This is a genomic window from Streptomyces sp. NPDC031379, assembly GCF_055569615.1.
In genome coordinates, this window is sequence record NZ_JBVIIT010000006.1 from 41,100 (window position 1) to 57,471 (window position 16,372).

A 16,372-nucleotide genomic window follows, 5' to 3' on the forward strand; every position below is an offset into this window, starting at 1 on the left:
CGGGCGCTACACCCCGCCCAGCTTCCGGAAGTCCCAGGACACGATCTTTTCCGGGGTCAGCCGGGCCCAGGCGTGCCGGCCGTCGTGCGGCATCTCGTCCAGGCCGAAGTTCTTGCGCGCGAACAGCGTCTCGGCCGTGTCCAGCTCGGCGCACAGCTCGCCGGTGCGGGGCACCTCGCCCACGAACTCCACCCGGCCGGACAGCTCGACCCCGCGCAGCTGGTCGTACTCCTCGCCCGAGTCGACCACGACCGCCACGCGCGGATCGCGCCGCAACTGGGCCCAGCGCCTGCTGCGCACCACCGAGTACAGCCACAGCGAGCTGCCGTCCCAGGCGAACCACAGCGCGCTCACATGCGGTGCGCCGTCCGCCGAGACGGTCGCGACCCGGCAGGTGCGCTGGGCGGTGAGGAACTCGTCCAGCTCACCGGGTGTCATCATGATCTTCCGGCCCCGGCGCTGCTGAGTGACGGTCATGCGGTCCCCTCTTCTCCCACGTCGTGCCAGAGAACTTCCGTGTACCGGTGATCCTCTGACATCACGTCAGAAAAGGGAATGGCCCGTCTTCCGTCCGCGCCCGGATGTGGCTACTCTCACCGCCCCGGACCTCGGCGAAAGGGTGCGTGATGGCCTCGTACGCGCGGCTCGGCGACCTCCTCGACCCCGCGAGCACCGTCCTGCTCACCGTGGAGTGCCAGCAGGGGGTCGTCGGCCCGGACAGCGCCCTGCCCGAACTCGCCCGCGAGGCCCGCTCCTCCGGCGCCCTGGGTCGTGTCGCCCGGCTGGTCGCCGCCGCCCACGAGACCGGCGTGCAGGTGATCCACGCGATCGCGGAGCGCCGCCCGGACGGCAGAGGCGCGAGCCGCAACGCCCGTCTGTTCCGGGCCGCCGAACGGCTCCCCGTGCGACAGCTGAGCGGCAGCACCGCGGTGCGGGTCGCGCCGCCGATCGAGGTCGCCGAGGAGGACCTCGTCGTACGACGGCTGCACGGGCTGTCCCCGATCCACGGCACCGGCGTCGACGCCCTGCTGCGCAACCTCGGCTGCCGCACGCTGATCGTCACCGGGGTCTCGGCCAACGTCGCGATACCCAACGCGGTGTTCGACGCGGTCAACCTCGGCTACACCGCCGTCGTCCCGGCCGACGCCATCGCGGGGGTGCCCGCCGACTACACCCCCGCGATGATCCGCAACACCCTCGCGCTGGTCGCCACGGTCACCACCACCGACGAGGTGCTCGGCTGTCTGAAACGGCCGCGCAGGCGGGCCTGAGGCGGATTCAGGCGAGCGTGATCTCGTCCCCGGAGACGGTGATCTTCGCCTCGGGCAGCGGCTTGGTCGCGGGCCCCTTCTTCACGCTGCCGTCCTCGGCGGAGAAGTGGCTGTTGTGGCACGGGCAGATGATCGCGCCGTCCGCCACGCTGCCCACGGCACACCCCTGGTGGGTGCACTTGGAGGAGAACGCCTTGTACGTGCCCGCCGTCGGCTGCGTGACCACGACGCCCTGCTTCTTGAAGATCTTGCCGCCGCCCTCGGGGATGTCCGACGTCTTGGCGAGCGCGGCACCGCCGGCGGCGGAACCGCCGTCCTGGGCGGAGCCGCCCGCGCCGGCCGTGCCGGAGGAGCCGGACCCGGTGTCGACGGTGTCGGACGAGTCGTCGCCCGAACCGCAGGCGGTCAGCGCGGCGGCGAGCCCCGCCGCTCCGGCCGCCGCCATGACGGTACGGCGGGCCGGTCCCGTGGCGGTGCCGCCCTCCTCGAGCGCAGCCGAGCGCTTGGGAGAGGGCTGGAGCGATGCGCTGGTCATGTGGCGGTTCCCTTCCGCGGAGCTTTTCGTGATCCGTCCAGGGGTACGGTCCTCGGGCACCACCTGTTCAGACGGGCCCCGGATCCTTGCCGCCCAGGGGTGAACGGGCCGTAAGCCGCCGCTGTGGAGCAGCTGTCGGCCGGACCCCGTCCGCCCCCAGTAGCCTGGGGCGATGCTCAAGGAAGTCACCGCGACCCGCTACATCACGCCCCTGCGTGAGGGGGGCTCGCTGCCGGGGCTCGTCGAGGCCGACGACTTCGGGACGTACGTCGTGAAGTTCACCGGCGCCGGACAGGGCCGCAAGACACTGGTCGCCGAGGTGGTGTGCGGCGAACTCGCCCGCCGGCTCGGGTTCCGGATGCCCCGGCTGGTCACCGTCCGGCTGGACCCGGTCCTCGGACTCGGCGAGCCCGAACAGCAGGTGCAGGACCTGCTCCGGTCCAGCGGCGGCACCAACCTCGGCATGGACTTCCTGTCCGGCGCCCTCGGGTACGACCCGCTCGCCTTCGCGGTGAGCCCCGAGGAGGCCGGCCGGATCGTCTGGCTCGACGCGCTGATCAACAACGTCGACCGGTCCTGGCGCAACCCCAACCTCCTCGTGCACCGGGGCGAGCTGTGGCTCATCGACCACGGCGCCACCATGATCTGGCACCACAACTGGCCCTCCGCCGAAGCCTCCGCGGCCCGCCCCTACGACGCCTGCGACCACGCGCTCGCCCGCTTCGCCCCGGACGTCGCGGCGGCCGCGGCCGAGCTGGCACCCCGGGTCACCGAGGACCTCCTCGGCGAGGTCACCGCAGAGATCCCCGACGCCTGGCTCGCCGACGAGCCCGGCTTCGACACCCCGGACGACCTGCGCCGGGCCTACGCCCGACCGCTGCTCGCCCGGGCGGCCGTCATCGCCGAGCGCATCACCGGCATCGGCTCCGGTTCCGGTGTGGAGGAGGACAAGTGAGCGAGCGCCACATCCACATGGCCGGCCATGTGACCGAGCGGCACATCACCCGGGCGGGCCAGGGCGGCGACCGGGACGTGTTCGAGTACGCCCTGCTGCGGGTCGTACCGCGCGTGGAGCGCGGGGAGTGCATCAACGCGGGCGTGATCGTCTACTCCCGCGCCCAGGGCTACGTCGGTGCCCGCACCCATCTGGACGAGGCCCGGCTGCTGGCGCTGGACCCGCGGGCCGACGTGCCCGGCATCCGCGCCGCGCTCGGGGCCGTGGAGCGGGTGTGCGCGGGCGGCGACGGCGCCGGACAGGCGGCCGGGGACGACGCCGGGCGGCGCTTCCGCTGGCTGATCGCGCCCCGTTCGACCGTCGTCCAGCCCGGCCCCGTGCACACCGGCCTGACCACCGACCCGGCCGCCGAGACGGAGCGGTTGCTGGACCTCCTGGTGAGGTAATGGATCACACCGGCCGGATGTGCCGTTGACACCGGGTGCCAGGGCTTCTAGCGTCACGGGTGCTGAAGGTACTAAGCGGTCGCTCACCGCATGAGGGGCCCTCTCCGAGGGCCCCGACAGGTTCTCTCAAGGGCGAGGAGAAACAGCATGTCCACCACTGAACAGCGGGTCGCGGTAGTCACCGGCGCGGCGCGCGGCATCGGCGCCGCCACCGCCGTACGACTGGCCGCCGAGGGTCGCGCGGTCGCCGTGATCGACCTCGACGAGGCCGCTTGCAAGGACACCGTCGAGAAGATCACCGCGGCCGGCGGCAAGGCGATCGCGGTCGGCGCCGACGTCTCCGACGAGGCGCAGGTCGAGGCGGCCGTCGCCCGGGTCGTCGAGGAGCTGGGCGCCCCGACGATCCTGGTCAACAACGCGGGCGTGCTGCGCGACAACCTGCTGTTCAAGATGAGCGTCTCCGACTGGGACACCGTCCTGAACGTGCACCTGCGCGGCTCCTTCCTGATGACCAAGGCCGTCCAGAAGCACATGGTCGACGCGGGCTTCGGCCGGGTCGTCAACCTGTCCTCCTCCTCGGCGCTCGGCAACCGCGGCCAGGCCAACTACTCGGCCGCCAAGGCGGGCCTCCAGGGCTTCACCAAGACCCTCGCCATCGAGCTGGGCAAGTTCGGCATCACCGCCAACGCCGTCGCCCCCGGCTTCATCGCCACCGAGATGACCAAGGCCACCGCCGACCGCGTCGGCATGGGCTTCGACGACTTCAAGAAGGCCGCCGCCACCCAGATCCCGGTGCAGCGCGTCGGCGAGCCGGAGGACATCGCCAACGCCATCGCCTTCTTCACCGGCGAGGCGGCCGGCTTCGTCTCCGGCCAGGTGCTGTACGTCGCCGGCGGACCGCTCAACTAAGGATCTTGGGGAACACGGACATGACTGAACTCCCGGAGCTGTCCGGCAAGGTCGCCCTCGTCACGGGCGCCAGCCGCGGCATCGGCTACGGCGTCGCCGAGGCGCTGGTCGCCCGCGGCGACCGCGTGTGCATCACCGGCCGCAACGAGGACGCCCTCAAGGAAGCCGCCGAGAAGCTCGGCGCCGAGCGGGTCATCGGGGTCGCCGGCAAGGCGCACGACCTCGGCCACCAGGCCGAGGCCGTCGAGCGCACCATGGAGGCCTTCGGCCGTCTCGACTTCCTGGTGAACAACGCGGGCACCAACCCGGTGTTCGGGCCCATCGCGGACCTCGACCTCGACGTCGCCCGCAAGGTCTTCGAGACCAACGTGATCTCCGCGCTCGGCTTCGCCCAGAAGTCCTGGCACGCCTGGCAGAAGGACAACGGCGGCGCGATCGTCAACATCGCCTCGGTCGCGGGCCTCGCGCCCTCGCCGTTCATCGGCGCCTACGGCGTCAGCAAGGCGGCGATGATCAACCTGACCCAGCAGCTGGCGCACGAGTTCGCGCCCCGGGTCCGGGTCAACGCGATCGCCCCGGCCGTGATCAAGACCAAGTTCGCGCAGGCCCTGTACGAGGGCCGCGAGGAGGAGGCGGCCGCCTCCTACCCGCTGGCCCGGCTCGGTGTCCCCTCCGACATCGGCGGCGCCGCCGCGTTCCTCACCTCGGAGCAGTCCGACTGGGTCACCGGCCAGACGCTCGTCGTCGACGGCGGCATCTTCCTCAACGCCGGCGTGGGCTGACCGTCCGCCTGCCGGACGTCCGTTTCGGGCGCCGTTTCCCTGCGGAACGGCGCCCGAAACGCCCTACGGGGCACATACCGCGGAATGACAACGTCGTCATAGCTCAATCGATCAAGAAGGCCCGCTCCGAGGGAGGTTCCGCGGCCCGGACGCTGCGGTATGGTCTGCCGACCCTTGGTATGGCAGATCGAGGAGCGTGCGCGTGTTCAACCGGAACCGATTCCTGCGGAGAGTCGCGGCGATCGCGTCCATATCCCTGGTGACTGGCTGCAGTCTGCTGTCCGACGACGACGCCGACGGCAAAGGGCCGATCGTCGTGGGCACCACCAGCGCCCCCAGCACGCTGGACCCGGCCGGTGCCTGGGACGGCTCCTGGGAGCTGTACCGGAACATCTTCCAGACGCTCCTCGCCTACCCGAACGGCGCCACCACGCCCCAGCCCGACGCCGCGGAGAGCTGCTCCTTCACCGACTCCACGAGCCGCACCTACCGCTGCAAGCTGCGCTCGGGCATGAGGTTCGCCGACGGTGACCCGCTGAACGCCGAGGCCGTCCGGCACTCGATCGACCGCATCCGCACCATCGACGCGCCCGGCGGCCCCGCGGGGCTGCTCGGCAGCCTGGACCGCGTCGAGACGTCCGGCGACCGCGAGATCGTCTTCCACCTCAACCAGTCCGACGCCACCTTCCCCTTCGTGCTGGCCACCCCCGCCATGTCGATCGTCGACCCGGACGACTACCCCGCCAACTCCCTGCGCAAGGACGACGAGGTGTACGGCTCCGGACCGTACAAGATCCAGTCGTACGAGGAGGGCAAGCAGGCCGTCCTGGTGAGCAACGGGAACTACGAGGGCTTCGCCAAGCGGCAGAACGACGAGGTGACCATCCGCTACTTCCAGGACTCGTCCAGCATGGTCAAGGCGCTGCGGGACAAGCAGATCGACGTCACCTACCGCGGTCTCGCCGCCGACGACATCGTCGCCCTGCAGCGGCACGGCACCTCGGATCTGCAACTGGTCGACGGCGCCGGCACCGACATCAGCTACCTGGTCTTCAACCCCAAGGACCCCTGGGCCAAGCAGCCCGCCGTGCGCAAGGCCGTCGCGCAGATCGTCGACCGGGGCGCGATCGCGCACAAGGTGTACAAGGACACCGTCGACCCGCTGTACTCGATGGTCCCCAAGGGCCTGACCGGCCACGCCACCGGCTTCTTCGACGACTACGGCAACCCCAGCGTCGCCAAGGCCCGCGAGATCCTCTCCGACGCGGGGATCACCCAGAGCGTGCCGCTGACCCTCTGGTACACCACCGACCGCTACGGCTCCGAGACGGCGCTGATGTTCCAGGAGCTGAAGCGGCAGCTGGAGGCCTCCGGCCTGTTCACCGTCACCCTCAAGAGCCGTCCCTGGAAGACCTACGTGGTCGGTTACCAGAAGGGCGAGTACCCGGTGTTCGGCCGCGGCTGGTTCCCGGACTTCCCCGACGCGGACAACTTCATCGCGCCGTTCGTCGGCGAGCACAACGCGCTCGGTACGCCCTACCCGTCCAAGGAGATCACCGGCCGGTTGCTGCCCCACTCGCGCGCGGAGAGCGACCGCGCCCAGACGGTCAAGGACGTGGAGCAGGCGCAGCAGATCATGGTGAACGACGCCCGGCTGCTGCCGCTGTGGCAGGGCCGGCAGTTCGTGGCGGCCAACGACGACATCTCCGGCGGCGAGCAGGCCCTCGACCCGTCGACGATCATGATGATGTGGATGCTGCACCGCAAGACCAGCTGGTGAACCGCCCTCACGGCACCGGTTGTCAGTGGTCACCGGTAGGTTCTGAACCGAGGAAGTGACCGCACGCCGTAGTTGATCGACATCGTGAGGACGTTGACGTGACCGACATCGCCATGCTGCCCGAGTCCTGGCGCGGGGTTCTGGGTGACGAGCTGCAGCAGCCCTACTTCAAGGAGCTGACCGAGTTCGTCGAGGAGGAGCGGGCGAGGGGTCCGGTCTACCCGCCCCGCGAGGAGGTCTTCGCGGCGCTCGACGCGACGCCGTACGAGCGGGTCAAGGTCCTCGTCCTCGGCCAGGACCCGTACCACGGCGAGGGTCAGGGCCACGGTCTGTGCTTCTCCGTCCGCCCGGGAGTGAAGACCCCGCCCTCCCTGCGGAACATCTACAAGGAGATGCAGCAGGAGCTGGGTCTGCCCGTCCCGGACAACGGCTATCTGATGCCGTGGGCCGAGCAGGGCGTGCTGCTGCTCAACGCGGTGCTCACCGTGCGGGCCGGCGAGGCCAACTCGCACAAGGGCAAGGGCTGGGAGAAGTTCACGGACGCGGTGATCCGCGCGGTGGCCTCCCGGCCCGACCCGGCGGTGTTCGTCCTCTGGGGCAACTACGCGCAGAAGAAGCTGCCCCTGATCGACGAGACCCGGCACGTCGTGGTCAAGGGCGCGCACCCCTCGCCGCTGTCCGCGAAGAAGTTCTTCGGCTCCCAGCCCTTCACCCAGATCGACGAGGCGATCGCCCGGCAGGGCCACGAGCCCGTGGACTGGCGCATCCCGAACCTGGGCTGACCGTCGCCGGGTCCGGTACAGGCCCCGGCGGTCGCGGCGCCGTGCCGTGCGGGGCCGCCTGACCGGGAATCCCGACGGCGCCGGTTAGCGTCGGAGCAGACAGCTGACGACGGCCCGGAGGACGCGGTGGCGGAGCGACAGGAACAGGCGGCGCCGGACGCCGTGCTGACGCGGATCGGGCAGGTCGTCATGCTGCACCACGGCGGCGACCGCGAGGAGGCCCGCGGCCGCTTCCTGGACCTGTGGGCGGAGATCGGCCAGGACGGCGACCCGCTGCACCGCTGCACCCTGGCCCACTACCTCGCCGACACCCAGGACGATCCGGCGGACGAACTCGCCTGGGACCTCAGGGCGTTGTCGGCGGCGGAGGAACTGGCCGACGGCCGCGGCGGCGATCCGCTGAGCGTCCGCGGCTTCTTCCCCTCCCTCCACCTCAACCTGGCCGCCGACTACGTCAAGCTGGGCCGCGCCGAGGCCGCCCACAGCCACCTGCGCCGGGCCCGCAGCGCCGCGGGCGACCTGGCGCACGACGGCTACGGCGACGGGGTGCGGGCCGCCATCAGCCGCCTGGAGCGGCGGCTGGGTGAGGACGGCGCACCGGGGGGCGACACCTGGGGGCCGCCCCGGCAGCGGCCGAGCTAGGGGGTGCCGTGCCGGGCGTCGCGGACCCGGACTGATCCAGGCGAAGCCCCTTGGAGCCGGGGACCGGCGGGACGCGGGCGCCAGGGCCGTCGCCGGGCGCGGGGCCGGATGCCGGGCCCCGCCGCAGGGGGTCAGCGGCCGTAGGCCTGTTCGCAGATCACCGCCTCGGGGCTGTCCCCGAGCCAGCCCCCGTAGGCCTGGCCGAGGGCGCACACGTCGGGGGCGTTCGGGGCTTGTGGGGCCGACGACAGGCCCGGGACGGCCGGATGCGACTGCTGGGGGCGGCCCGGGTACGGCCGCGGGCGCGCGGGTGCGGCAGGCGGCTGGTGCGTCACCGGGGGCGCTGCCGTGGGCCGGCGCGGGGCCACCGGTCCGGGGTTCCTCGGGTGCCGGGACGGTCCGACGATGTCCAGTGCCTCCCCGGCCGGTGCCTGCACCACCCGGGGTGCCGTGCTGCCGTCCGGCCGGGATGCCGTCGGCCGCGAGGGCGTGTCCGGCGGGGGCCCGACCGTCGTACAGCCGGCGAGGGCCGATACGGCCATGGTGACCAGGAGCGCTGCGGTGGTGGTCGATCGATGCACCCGCGCAACTCTGCTGGGTCGGCACCGGCTTGGCAGCAGAGAGCGGAGACTGGCGCCGCCGCACGGGTGATCTCCCGCCCCGTACGGGGGGTTTCGGGGGGCCGAGGGTGACGTCGGTCGCCGGTGGCGCCGTCGATCCGCTCGCGGACGGGGCCGGCGTGGCCGTTGCGGCGGGTGTACTCCTCGATCATGTGGTGTGTATCCGGTGGAGGCAGAACGGCTCCTGGGCGGAACTCGCCGTCCCGGTCCGCCTCGGAGTCCCGCGGCACGGCGCGTTCGCCGGCGTTGGGGCGGTGCACGGCGGTCGGGCGGTGCACGGCGGTCGATGGTCGCCCCGCGTCATTGCCGAGCCGTCGCGGCGTTCACCACGGGTTGTCACCGGCGGCCCAGCATCCCCGCCAGCAGCTCCCGCAGCCCGGCACGGATCTCCTCCGGGCCCGGCACGTCCGCGCTGAAGGAACCGGCCGCGCACGAGAACATCAGCCCGTCCGTCCAGGCCACCAGGGACAGCACGTGCCGGGCCGGGTCGGGCGAGCCCACGGCGGTGAGCAACGCGGCCAGCTGTTCCTTGAAGACCGCGCCGGCCCGGTCGTAGAAGGCCCGCAGCTCCGGGCGGCGGGTGGCTTCCAGGGCGAGTTCGTAACGGGCGATGAGCAGTGCGCGGTCGCGGGTCAGGGAGCGGTGCACCGCGAGGGCCAGCCCCTCGGCCAGCGCGTCGGCTCCGCCGCTCGGCTCCGGCATCTCCTCCAGCGCCAGCACGCGCGCCTCCCGCTCGGCGTGCCGGCGCACCGCGAGTTCCAGCAGCGCCTGCCGGGTGCGGGCCACGTTGGACGTGGAGCCGAGCGGCAGTCCGGCCGCCTCGTCCACCGCCCGGTGGGTCAGCCCGCGCATGCCGCGCTCGGCGAGCAGGGCGAGAGCGGCGTCGGCGACGAGATCGGCGCGGGAGGCGCTGGGGGTGCGTACGGACATGGGACGACCCTACCCAGCTCACTACGGCTGTAGTAAGGTGGTGTGTACTACAGGTGTAGTCGACGAGTCCGTGGGAGGGGTCATGGCACAGCCGGCGCGCGCGATCGTCATCGGCGGCGGGATCGGAGGTCTGGCCGCGGCCGCGGCCCTGCACGGGCGCGGCTGGCAGGTGACCGTGCTCGAACGGGCCCGCTCGCTGGAACCGGTCGGCGCGGCCATCTCGCTCGCCCCGAACGCCCTGCGCGCCCTGGACGTCCTCGGCGTCGGCGACGAGATCCGCGACCTCGCCGCGTGGCAGGGCGACGGGGGACTGCGCACCCCGGGCGGACGCTGGCTGTCCCGCGCCGACGCCGGAGCCGTCGCCGCCCGCTTCGGCGGCCCGCTCGTCCTGCTGCCCCGGGCCACCCTGGTCGACCGGCTCGCCGCCCTGCTCCCGGCCGGCGCCGTCAGCACCGCGGCCGCCGCGACCCTCGCCGACCCCGGCGACACCGGGCGGCCCGCCCGGGTGAGCACCGGCGGGACGGAGCTGGAGGCCGAGCTGGTGGTGGGCGCGGACGGGGTCAACTCCGGCGTCCGCGGCGCCCTGTTCCCCGCCCACCCCGGGCCGGTGTACGCGGGGTTCACCACCTGGCGACTACTGATCCCGGTGCCCGGCGCGGAGTTCGCCTCGCACGAGACCTGGGGCCGCGGCCGCATCTGGGGCACCCACCCCCTCAAGGACGGCCGTGTCTACGCCTACGCGGCGGCCACCGCCCCGGCGGGGGAGCGGGCGCCGGACGACGAGAAGGCCGAACTGCTGCGCCGGTACGGCGACTGGCACGAACCGATCCCGGCCGTGCTCGCGGCGGCCCGCCCCGAGGACGTCCTCCGGCACGACGTCCACCACATCGCCCAGCCCCTGCCCGCCTACCACTCCGGCCGCGTCGCCCTCCTCGGCGACGCCGCCCACGCCATGCCGCCGACCCTCGGCCAGGGCGGCAACCAGGCCATCGAGGACGCCGTCGTCCTCGCGCTCTCCCTCGCCCGGCCGCACGCGCGCGAGAGGACCCCCATCGGTGACGACCTCGCCGCCTACACGGCCGCCCGGCTGCCGCGCACGACGGCGATCGCCCGCCAGGCCGTCAGGGTCGCCCGTCTCGACATGGCCGGCAACCGCGCCCTCGTCGCCGTACGCGACATCGCGATCGCCGCCCTGTCGAAGGCCTGGCCCGAATTCTTCCTGCGCGGCTTCGACGGCATCGCCGACTGGCGGCCCCCGTATGCTTCCGGGGAAGCACACCTGGGCAAGCGGGAGAGGGAGAGCACGTGAAGGTCGGCTGCGTCGGACTCGGGGACATCGCGCAGAAGGCGTACCTGCCGGTGCTGGGCACGCAGCCGGGCATCGACCTCCACCTGCAGACCCGCACGCCCGCCACCCTCCACCGGGTCGCCGACACCCTGCACCTGCCCGAGGAGCGACGGCACACGAGCCTGGACTCCCTGCTCGCCGCCGGCCTCGACGCGGCCTTCGTGCACGCGCCCACCGCCGTCCACCCCGAGATCGTCACCCGGCTGCTGGAAGCGGGCGTACCGACGTACGTGGACAAGCCGCTCGCCTACGAACTCGCCGACTCCGAGCGGCTGGTGGACCTCGCGGAACAGCGCGGTGTCTCCCTGTTCGTCGGTTTCAACCGGCGGTACGCCCCCGGATACGCGCAGTGCCTGGAGCACCCGCGCGAGCTGATCCTCATGCAGAAGAACCGGATCGGGCTGCCCGAGGAACCGCGTTCGATGATCCTGGACGACTTCATCCACGTCGCCGACACCCTGCGGTTCCTGGTACCCGGCCCCGTCGACGACGTCACCGTCCGCGCCCGTGTCGAGGACGGACTGCTCCACCACGTCGTGCTCCAGCTCGGCGGCGACGGCTTCACCGCGCTCGGCGTGATGAACCGGCTCAGCGGCTCGGCGGAGGAGATCCTCGAGGTCTCCGGACAGGACACCAAGCGCCAGGTGCTCAACCTCGCCGAGGTCGTCGACCACAAGGGACAGCCGACCGTGCGCCGGCGCGGCGACTGGGTGCCGGTCGCCCGGCAGCGGGGCATCGAGCAGGCGGTCCTCACCTTCCTCGACGCCGTCCGCGCCGGCAAGGTGCTCAGCGCCCGGGACGCGCTGGCGACCCATGACCTGTGCGAGCGGGTGGTACGAGCGGTTCGGGACCGCTACGGCGCAGCCTGAGCGCCCGCGCCCCCTCGGTCGCGCACAGCGCGGCCAGCACCAGCAGCGCGCCGTGCACCGGCCAGTCGCCGTAGCGGACGTACGGCGTGACGCCGTGCGCGAGCGGTACGTCGTACACGCGGGCGGTGCTCGCGCCGGTGCCGAGCCAGGGGCCGAGTCGCTCGCCGCCCGGGCCGTACACGGCCGAGACGCCCGTGAGCGTGGCGTGCACCATCGGGCGGCCGGTCTCCGCGGCACGCAGCGCGGCCAGCGAGGCGTGCTGCTCCGGGGCCCAGCTGCGCTGGAAGGAGGACGTGGAGGACTGGCCGAGGAGGACGTCCGCGCCGTCCTCGGCGAGATGGCGGCTCATGTCAGGGAACGCGGTCTCGAAGCACACCAGCGGGCCGATCCGCAGTCCGTGCCCGACGTCCATCACGACCTGCCCGCTGCCGCGCCTGCGGTCCTCACCGGCCGCCTTGCCGACCGAGGTGGCCCAGCCGAGGAGCGAGCGGGCGGGGACGTACTCGCCGAACGGGACCAGGCGCATCTTGTCGTAGCGGTCACCGGTCCGTCCGTCCGGGCCGATCAGCACCGAACTCTTGTAGATGCCGGGCCGGTCGGAGCGGCGGGCGTCCACGTTCACCAGCACGTCCGCGCCGGTCGCGCGGGACAGCGCGGCGATCCGCCGGGCCAGGTCGGGCCGGTCGTCCAGGTCGAAACCGACGCTGGACTCGCCCCACACCACCAGGTCGACGCCCCGTCCGACCAGCTGCCGGGTCAGCCGCTCCTCACGGTCGAAGCGTTTGTCGCCGCTGGCCGTCCCGGCCACGATCCCGGGCTGGACGACGGCGATCCGCACCCGCCCGTCGACGTCCGGGCGCGGCGCCCACGCCCACGCGGCCGAGGTCGCGGCCGCCGTGGCGACCAGGCAGGCCACGGCCGGCACGCGCGACGCGCGCACGCACATCAGCACGGCCACGGCCACGTTCAGGGCCACCACCAGGAAGCTCAGCAGCCACACCCCGCCCACGGAGGCCAGCCGCAGCGCCGGGCCCACCTGCCACTGGCTGGCGCCCAGCATGCCCCACGGCCCGCCGAGCCCCTGCCAGGAGCGCACCAGTTCCACCGCCAGCCAGGCCGACGGCAGCACCAGCAGTGCGACGGCGCTCCGGCCCGGCGCCGGTACGCCGCCGAGGAACCGGCGCACCAGCCAGCCCCAGGGCGCCCAGAGCAGGCCCAGCAGAGCGGCTATCAGAAAGATGAACACGTGCAGGCTCGGCAGCAGCCAGTGGTGGACGGCCACGAGGAAGCCGAAGCCGCCGCACCAGCCGTCGTACGCCGCCCGCCGCCCGGTCGGCGCCGAGCGGGCCAGCAGGATCCACGGGACCAGGGCGACGTACGCGAACCACCACAGGGATGGCGCCGGGAACGCGAGTACGGGCAGAGCGCCCGCGAGGGCGGCGGTGGCGGAGCGCCGCCAGGGGGAGGTGAGCCAGCGGTCGATCGTCCTCATGTGGACACTCCCTACCCAGCGCTGGTTCCAGTGTGCGCGCCGGAAGGGATCTCGCGACAGGGCGCGCCCGCGCGGCGGAGCCGCACGTCGGCACGGCCCCGCCCCTCAGTGGCGGCAGGCCGCTACGGGACCGCCTGCCCCTCGGGCGGCAGCCGGCGCCACTTCTCGTGGACGACGACCGCGTGCAGTCGCCAGCCCTCCGGAGTGCGCAGCAGCGCGAAGTCGTAGCGGCCGCCGCACACCAGGTCCGGGGCGGTCGGGCCGCCGTCGTCCGTGAACCGCATCGGATTGAGGTAGTCGGCCCGGACCCGGGCGGTGTCACCGGTGTCGTGGTCCAGGAGGCCGAACCGCACCCGGCGGTTGACGATCAGATGCTGGCGCATGGCGAACACCGCCAGGTTCTCGGCGAGCCATCCGGCGACCTGTCCCGCGTCGCCCTCGATGCCGCCGGCCGAACGGTAGTCGGCTCGCCCGTCCGCCGTGAACAGCCCTCGGTAGGCCGTCCAGTCACCGTCGTCCACCGCCTCGGCGTACTCGGTGACCAGTTCGTCCACGGCCAGCCGGTCCATCACGGTCGCAAGCTCCGCACGCTGCGTCATCGGCACAGTGTTGGGCACGCGGGGCGCGGAGCCAAGAGGCGCGCCGGATAATAGGTGGTGCGGGGCGCGTCCGGCACCCGAACCTGTCCTCGTGAACGAACAATCCATCGAAACCGAGCCCAGGTTCCGTATCCGGGCCCGGTACACGGACGACACGGTCGTCGTCCACCAGGCCTACCCCCCGCAGATCGGCGGTCCGGCGGCCCGTACCGGCCGCTTCCCGTCCGCCTGGAAGCGGGACCGGATGACCTGGATCAAACCGTCCTTCCTGTGGATGATGTACCGCTGCGGCTGGGGCACCAAGGAGGGTCAGGAGACCGTCCTCGCCGTCGAGATCGAGCGTGCCGGTTTCGAGTGGGCCCTGCGGAACGCCTGCCTGTCGCACCACGTGCCGGACCTGCACGGCGACCAGGCCGCCTGGAAGCAGCGGTTGCGGCGGTCACCGGCCCGCGTCCAGTGGGATCCCGAGCGCGACCTGCACCACAACCCGCTGCCCTACCGGTCGTTGCAGCTCGGACTCGCCGGGGAGGCGGCGGCCCGGTATGCCGACGAGTGGATCGTCGGCATCGAGGACGTCACCCCGCTGGCCACGGAGATCCACGGCCTGGTGCGGGCGGGTGAACTGGAGCGGGCGAGCGGGCTGTTGCCGGAGGAACGGCCGTATCCGGTGGCCGACGAGGTGCTCACGCACCTGCGGGCATAGGCTCCGACGGCCGACTGCCCACGGCCGGAGTGTGCGGTGTGCGGGGTGAGGTGTGCGGGGCGAGGTGTGCCGTTCGTGCCGGAGGGACGCCCGTGCCGGAGGGGCGCCGTCGGCCTCAGGCCGCCTCGATGACCTCCTCGCGGATCGCCTCGGCCCACTCGACCACCAGCAGCTCGTACTCCTCGCGCTCCTGGGCCGACAGTGTGCCGCCCGCACGCAGCCACAGCGCCCGGATCTGCTCGTTCACCTCGGCAGCAGACCGCACGGAACCAGAGGGCATGGAATCGGGGGACATGCGGACAAGCCTAGGGGCAAGCACTGACACTGCGCTACCGGGTCGCTACCGAGAAGGTATGGGCTCGGTCACGGCCGCGCCCGGGCCCGCTCGGTGGAGTCCCTCGGTCCGGCCAGCCCAGGGCGCATATGCCTCTCCGGGCCAGGGGAGCGCGGGACGGTGGCCGCGGAGGCGGAGTGCCGGCTCGGGCCGGCCCGTGCGTCACCGGTGAGGCCGCGGAACGCGCAGGCCGTGGCGGTTTCGGAGGGGTCCGCGGGCGGGCCCGCGAGGGCGCCGTCCGGGCCGGAGTCGTCGCGGGCGCGGGAGATGTCCGAAACGGCGGCGGGGACCAGCCGGGACGAACCACCGGAACCGCCGCGTTCGTCGGGGCGGCCGGACGAGTCCCCGCGTCCGGCCGTGGTCAGCTCGCCGATTCCGCCGCGTGCGGGCTCAGGGCGCCCGCCGACACCAGCGCGATGATGACGATGCCGAGGGCGACGCGGTACCAGACGAACGGCATGAAGCTCTTGTTGGAGATCCACTTCATGAACCACGCGATCACCGCGTACCCCGAGGCGAACGCGATCACCGTCGCGAACAGGGTCGGCCCCCAGGCCACATGGCCCCCGCTCACCGAGTCCTTCACCTCGAAGGCGCCCGAGGCGAGCACCGCGGGGATGGCCAGCAGGAAGGAGTAACGGGCCGCGGCCTCGCGCTTGTAGCCCATGAACAGGCCGCCGCTGATGGTCGCGCCGGAGCGGGAGACGCCCGGGATCAGGGCGCAGGCCTGGCACAGGCCGAAGACGAGGCCGTCCTTGACGCTTAGGTTCTCGAGGACCTTGCGCTGCTTGGGCGCCCGGTGCCGCCCGCCGGTCTCGTCGCGCGCCGCCAGCCGGTCGGCGATGCCGATGACCAGGCCGACGACGATGAGCATGGTGGCGGTGATCCGCAGATCGCGGAACGGGCCCTCGATCTGGTCCTTGAGCGTCACGCCCAGCACCCCGATCGGGATCGAGCCGACGATCACCAGCCAGCCCATCTGCGCGTTGTGGTCCTGTCGCATCGTCTTGTCGAACAGCGAGCGGAACCAGGCGGAGATGATCCGGCCGATGTCCTTGCGGAAGTAGATCAGGACGGCGGTCTCCGTACCGATCTGCGTGATCGCCGTGAAGGCGGCGCCGGGGTCCTTCCAGCCCGAGAACGCCGCGGTCAGCCGCAGATGCGCGCTGGAGGAGACGGGCAGGAACTCGGTCAGCCCCTGGACGAGTCCGAGGACGAGGGATTCAAACCAAGACATGGAGGTACGGCGTCCAAGTGCTGAGGGGAGAAGTGGTGATCATGTGACGAAGGCAGCGTAGCGGGCCCGGGTGACGGCGAGGCAAGAGGGGTTGGGCAGCCCGCGGGGTCCGCGGTGTTGACCGGTCCGGGCGCCGCC

The 16,372-nt window shown here is 72.5% G+C and carries 19 protein-coding genes and 1 pseudogene; 11 read left to right on the plus strand and 9 right to left on the minus strand.

The genetic code is table 11. The annotated features are described in order from the left end of the window. Nucleotides 1–6 precede the first annotated feature (6 nt). A complete protein-coding gene (locus ACZ5CW_RS10435; RefSeq protein WP_468599891.1) occupies nucleotides 7–477 on the minus strand; it encodes a pyridoxamine 5'-phosphate oxidase family protein in 471 nt (156 codons plus the stop codon). A gap of 149 nt (nucleotides 478–626) precedes the next feature. Between ACZ5CW_RS10435 and ACZ5CW_RS10440 the strand changes: the two genes are divergently transcribed. Continuing rightward, entirely contained in the window at nucleotides 627–1,271 is a 645-nt protein-coding gene (locus tag ACZ5CW_RS10440; RefSeq protein WP_468599892.1) for a cysteine hydrolase family protein, read from the plus strand. Nucleotides 1,272–1,278: 7 nt separating this feature from the next. Here the strand turns inward: ACZ5CW_RS10440 and ACZ5CW_RS10445 are convergent, their stop codons facing one another. Then, nucleotides 1,279–1,806, minus strand: coding sequence for a Rieske (2Fe-2S) protein (locus tag ACZ5CW_RS10445; RefSeq protein ID WP_468599893.1), 528 nt, complete (start codon nucleotides 1,804–1,806; stop codon nucleotides 1,279–1,281). A 172-nt stretch (nucleotides 1,807–1,978) separates the two neighbouring features. On the opposite strand from ACZ5CW_RS10445, the gene ACZ5CW_RS10450 reads away from it, so the two are divergent. The 7 genes from ACZ5CW_RS10450 to ACZ5CW_RS10480 all read left to right on the plus strand — a co-directional run bounded on the left by ACZ5CW_RS10450 (nucleotide 1,979) and on the right by ACZ5CW_RS10480 (nucleotide 8,102). Then, on the plus strand, nucleotides 1,979–2,761 hold the full coding sequence (locus tag ACZ5CW_RS10450; RefSeq protein WP_468599894.1) for a HipA family kinase: 783 nt from the start codon (nucleotides 1,979–1,981) through the stop codon (nucleotides 2,759–2,761). After that, the gene (locus ACZ5CW_RS10455; RefSeq protein WP_468599895.1) at nucleotides 2,758–3,207 is read left to right on the plus strand and encodes a DUF3037 domain-containing protein; all 450 of its coding nucleotides are present in this window, start codon (nucleotides 2,758–2,760) and stop codon (nucleotides 3,205–3,207) included. Before ACZ5CW_RS10450 ends, ACZ5CW_RS10455 begins: the two co-directional genes overlap by 4 nt. A 147-nt stretch (nucleotides 3,208–3,354) precedes the next feature. Then, nucleotides 3,355–4,116 (plus strand): 3-oxoacyl-ACP reductase FabG, encoded by a 762-nt coding sequence (fabG, locus tag ACZ5CW_RS10460; RefSeq protein WP_468599896.1) that lies wholly within the window; start codon nucleotides 3,355–3,357, stop codon nucleotides 4,114–4,116. A 20-nt stretch (nucleotides 4,117–4,136) separates the two neighbouring features. Continuing rightward, entirely contained in the window at nucleotides 4,137–4,898 is a 762-nt protein-coding gene (locus ACZ5CW_RS10465) for an SDR family oxidoreductase (protein WP_468599897.1), read from the plus strand. A gap of 202 nt (nucleotides 4,899–5,100) precedes the next feature. Next, nucleotides 5,101–6,678: an ABC transporter substrate-binding protein gene (locus tag ACZ5CW_RS10470; protein ID WP_468599898.1), complete on the plus strand. Its 1,578-nt coding sequence runs from the start codon at nucleotides 5,101–5,103 to the stop codon at nucleotides 6,676–6,678. A gap of 98 nt (nucleotides 6,679–6,776) precedes the next feature. Then, entirely contained in the window at nucleotides 6,777–7,460 is a 684-nt protein-coding gene (ung, locus tag ACZ5CW_RS10475; protein WP_468599899.1) for a uracil-DNA glycosylase, read from the plus strand. A gap of 126 nt (nucleotides 7,461–7,586) precedes the next feature. Next, nucleotides 7,587–8,102 (plus strand): hypothetical protein, encoded by a 516-nt coding sequence (locus ACZ5CW_RS10480; RefSeq protein WP_468599900.1) that lies wholly within the window; start codon nucleotides 7,587–7,589, stop codon nucleotides 8,100–8,102. Nucleotides 8,103–8,233: 131 nt separating this feature from the next. Here the strand turns inward: ACZ5CW_RS10480 and ACZ5CW_RS10485 are convergent, their stop codons facing one another. The 3 genes and pseudogenes from ACZ5CW_RS10485 to ACZ5CW_RS10495 all read right to left on the minus strand — a co-directional run bounded on the left by ACZ5CW_RS10485 (nucleotide 8,234) and on the right by ACZ5CW_RS10495 (nucleotide 9,652). After that, the gene (locus ACZ5CW_RS10485; RefSeq protein WP_468599901.1) at nucleotides 8,234–8,683 is read right to left on the minus strand and encodes a hypothetical protein; all 450 of its coding nucleotides are present in this window, start codon (nucleotides 8,681–8,683) and stop codon (nucleotides 8,234–8,236) included. 116 nt (nucleotides 8,684–8,799) lie between these two features. After that, nucleotides 8,800–8,877 (minus strand): annotated as a pseudogene (locus ACZ5CW_RS10490) (Mini-circle protein); the annotation flags it as partial. 181 nt (nucleotides 8,878–9,058) lie between these two features. Beyond that, entirely contained in the window at nucleotides 9,059–9,652 is a 594-nt protein-coding gene (locus tag ACZ5CW_RS10495; protein WP_468599902.1) for a TetR/AcrR family transcriptional regulator, read from the minus strand. 82 nt (nucleotides 9,653–9,734) lie between these two features. Here ACZ5CW_RS10495 and ACZ5CW_RS10500 point away from each other — a divergent pair, with 82 nt between their 5' ends. Next, the gene (locus ACZ5CW_RS10500) at nucleotides 9,735–10,961 is read left to right on the plus strand and encodes an FAD-dependent monooxygenase (protein WP_468599903.1); all 1,227 of its coding nucleotides are present in this window, start codon (nucleotides 9,735–9,737) and stop codon (nucleotides 10,959–10,961) included. Beyond that, nucleotides 10,958–11,869 carry a Gfo/Idh/MocA family protein gene (locus ACZ5CW_RS10505; protein ID WP_468599904.1) on the plus strand — a complete coding sequence of 304 codons (912 nt, stop codon included), beginning with the start codon at nucleotides 10,958–10,960 and terminating at the stop codon, nucleotides 11,867–11,869. The genes ACZ5CW_RS10500 and ACZ5CW_RS10505 overlap by 4 nt, the downstream gene beginning before the upstream one ends. Here the strand turns inward: ACZ5CW_RS10505 and lnt are convergent. Together lnt and ACZ5CW_RS10515 are read right to left on the minus strand one after the other, a co-directional pair. Next, nucleotides 11,787–13,361 carry an apolipoprotein N-acyltransferase gene (gene lnt, locus ACZ5CW_RS10510; RefSeq protein ID WP_468599905.1) on the minus strand — a complete coding sequence of 525 codons (1,575 nt, stop codon included), beginning with the start codon at nucleotides 13,359–13,361 and terminating at the stop codon, nucleotides 11,787–11,789. The two genes, ACZ5CW_RS10505 and lnt, sit on opposite strands and share 83 nt — an antisense overlap. Before the next feature lie 122 nt (nucleotides 13,362–13,483). Continuing rightward, entirely contained in the window at nucleotides 13,484–13,960 is a 477-nt protein-coding gene (locus ACZ5CW_RS10515) for a nuclear transport factor 2 family protein (RefSeq protein ID WP_468599906.1), read from the minus strand. A gap of 91 nt (nucleotides 13,961–14,051) precedes the next feature. Here ACZ5CW_RS10515 and ACZ5CW_RS10520 point away from each other — a divergent pair, with 91 nt between their 5' ends. Beyond that, complete coding sequence (locus ACZ5CW_RS10520) at nucleotides 14,052–14,663, plus strand: DUF4291 domain-containing protein (protein ID WP_468599907.1); 612 nt, start codon at nucleotides 14,052–14,054, stop codon at nucleotides 14,661–14,663. A 115-nt stretch (nucleotides 14,664–14,778) separates the two neighbouring features. On the opposite strand, the gene ACZ5CW_RS10525 is transcribed toward ACZ5CW_RS10520, so the two are convergent. Continuing rightward, on the minus strand, nucleotides 14,779–14,958 hold the full coding sequence (locus tag ACZ5CW_RS10525; RefSeq protein ID WP_468599908.1) for a hypothetical protein: 180 nt from the start codon (nucleotides 14,956–14,958) through the stop codon (nucleotides 14,779–14,781). Between the two features lie 400 nt (nucleotides 14,959–15,358). Further along, on the minus strand, nucleotides 15,359–16,234 hold the full coding sequence (locus ACZ5CW_RS10530) for an undecaprenyl-diphosphate phosphatase (protein WP_468599909.1): 876 nt from the start codon (nucleotides 16,232–16,234) through the stop codon (nucleotides 15,359–15,361). Between the last annotated feature and the right edge of the window lie 138 nt (nucleotides 16,235–16,372).

Excerpts from the sequence above, each read along its gene's own strand:
- ACZ5CW_RS10435 (WP_468599891.1), bottom strand. The coding sequence starts at position 477 with ATGACCGTCACTCAGCAGCGCCGGGGCCGGAAGATCATGATGACACCC.
- ACZ5CW_RS10440 (WP_468599892.1), top strand. The coding sequence starts at position 627 with ATGGCCTCGTACGCGCGGCTCGGCGACCTCCTCGACCCCGCGAGCACC.
- ACZ5CW_RS10445 (WP_468599893.1), bottom strand. The coding sequence starts at position 1,806 with ATGACCAGCGCATCGCTCCAGCCCTCTCCCAAGCGCTCGGCTGCGCTC.
- ACZ5CW_RS10450 (WP_468599894.1), top strand. The coding sequence starts at position 1,979 with ATGCTCAAGGAAGTCACCGCGACCCGCTACATCACGCCCCTGCGTGAG.
- fabG (WP_468599896.1), top strand. The coding sequence starts at position 3,355 with ATGTCCACCACTGAACAGCGGGTCGCGGTAGTCACCGGCGCGGCGCGC.
- ACZ5CW_RS10465 (WP_468599897.1), top strand. The coding sequence starts at position 4,137 with ATGACTGAACTCCCGGAGCTGTCCGGCAAGGTCGCCCTCGTCACGGGC.
- ACZ5CW_RS10495 (WP_468599902.1), bottom strand. The coding sequence starts at position 9,652 with ATGTCCGTACGCACCCCCAGCGCCTCCCGCGCCGATCTCGTCGCCGAC.
- ACZ5CW_RS10500 (WP_468599903.1), top strand. The coding sequence starts at position 9,735 with ATGGCACAGCCGGCGCGCGCGATCGTCATCGGCGGCGGGATCGGAGGT.
- lnt (WP_468599905.1), bottom strand. The coding sequence starts at position 13,361 with ATGAGGACGATCGACCGCTGGCTCACCTCCCCCTGGCGGCGCTCCGCC.
- ACZ5CW_RS10515 (WP_468599906.1), bottom strand. The coding sequence starts at position 13,960 with ATGACGCAGCGTGCGGAGCTTGCGACCGTGATGGACCGGCTGGCCGTG.
- ACZ5CW_RS10525 (WP_468599908.1), bottom strand. The coding sequence starts at position 14,958 with ATGTCCCCCGATTCCATGCCCTCTGGTTCCGTGCGGTCTGCTGCCGAG.
- ACZ5CW_RS10530 (WP_468599909.1), bottom strand. The coding sequence starts at position 16,234 with ATGTCTTGGTTTGAATCCCTCGTCCTCGGACTCGTCCAGGGGCTGACC.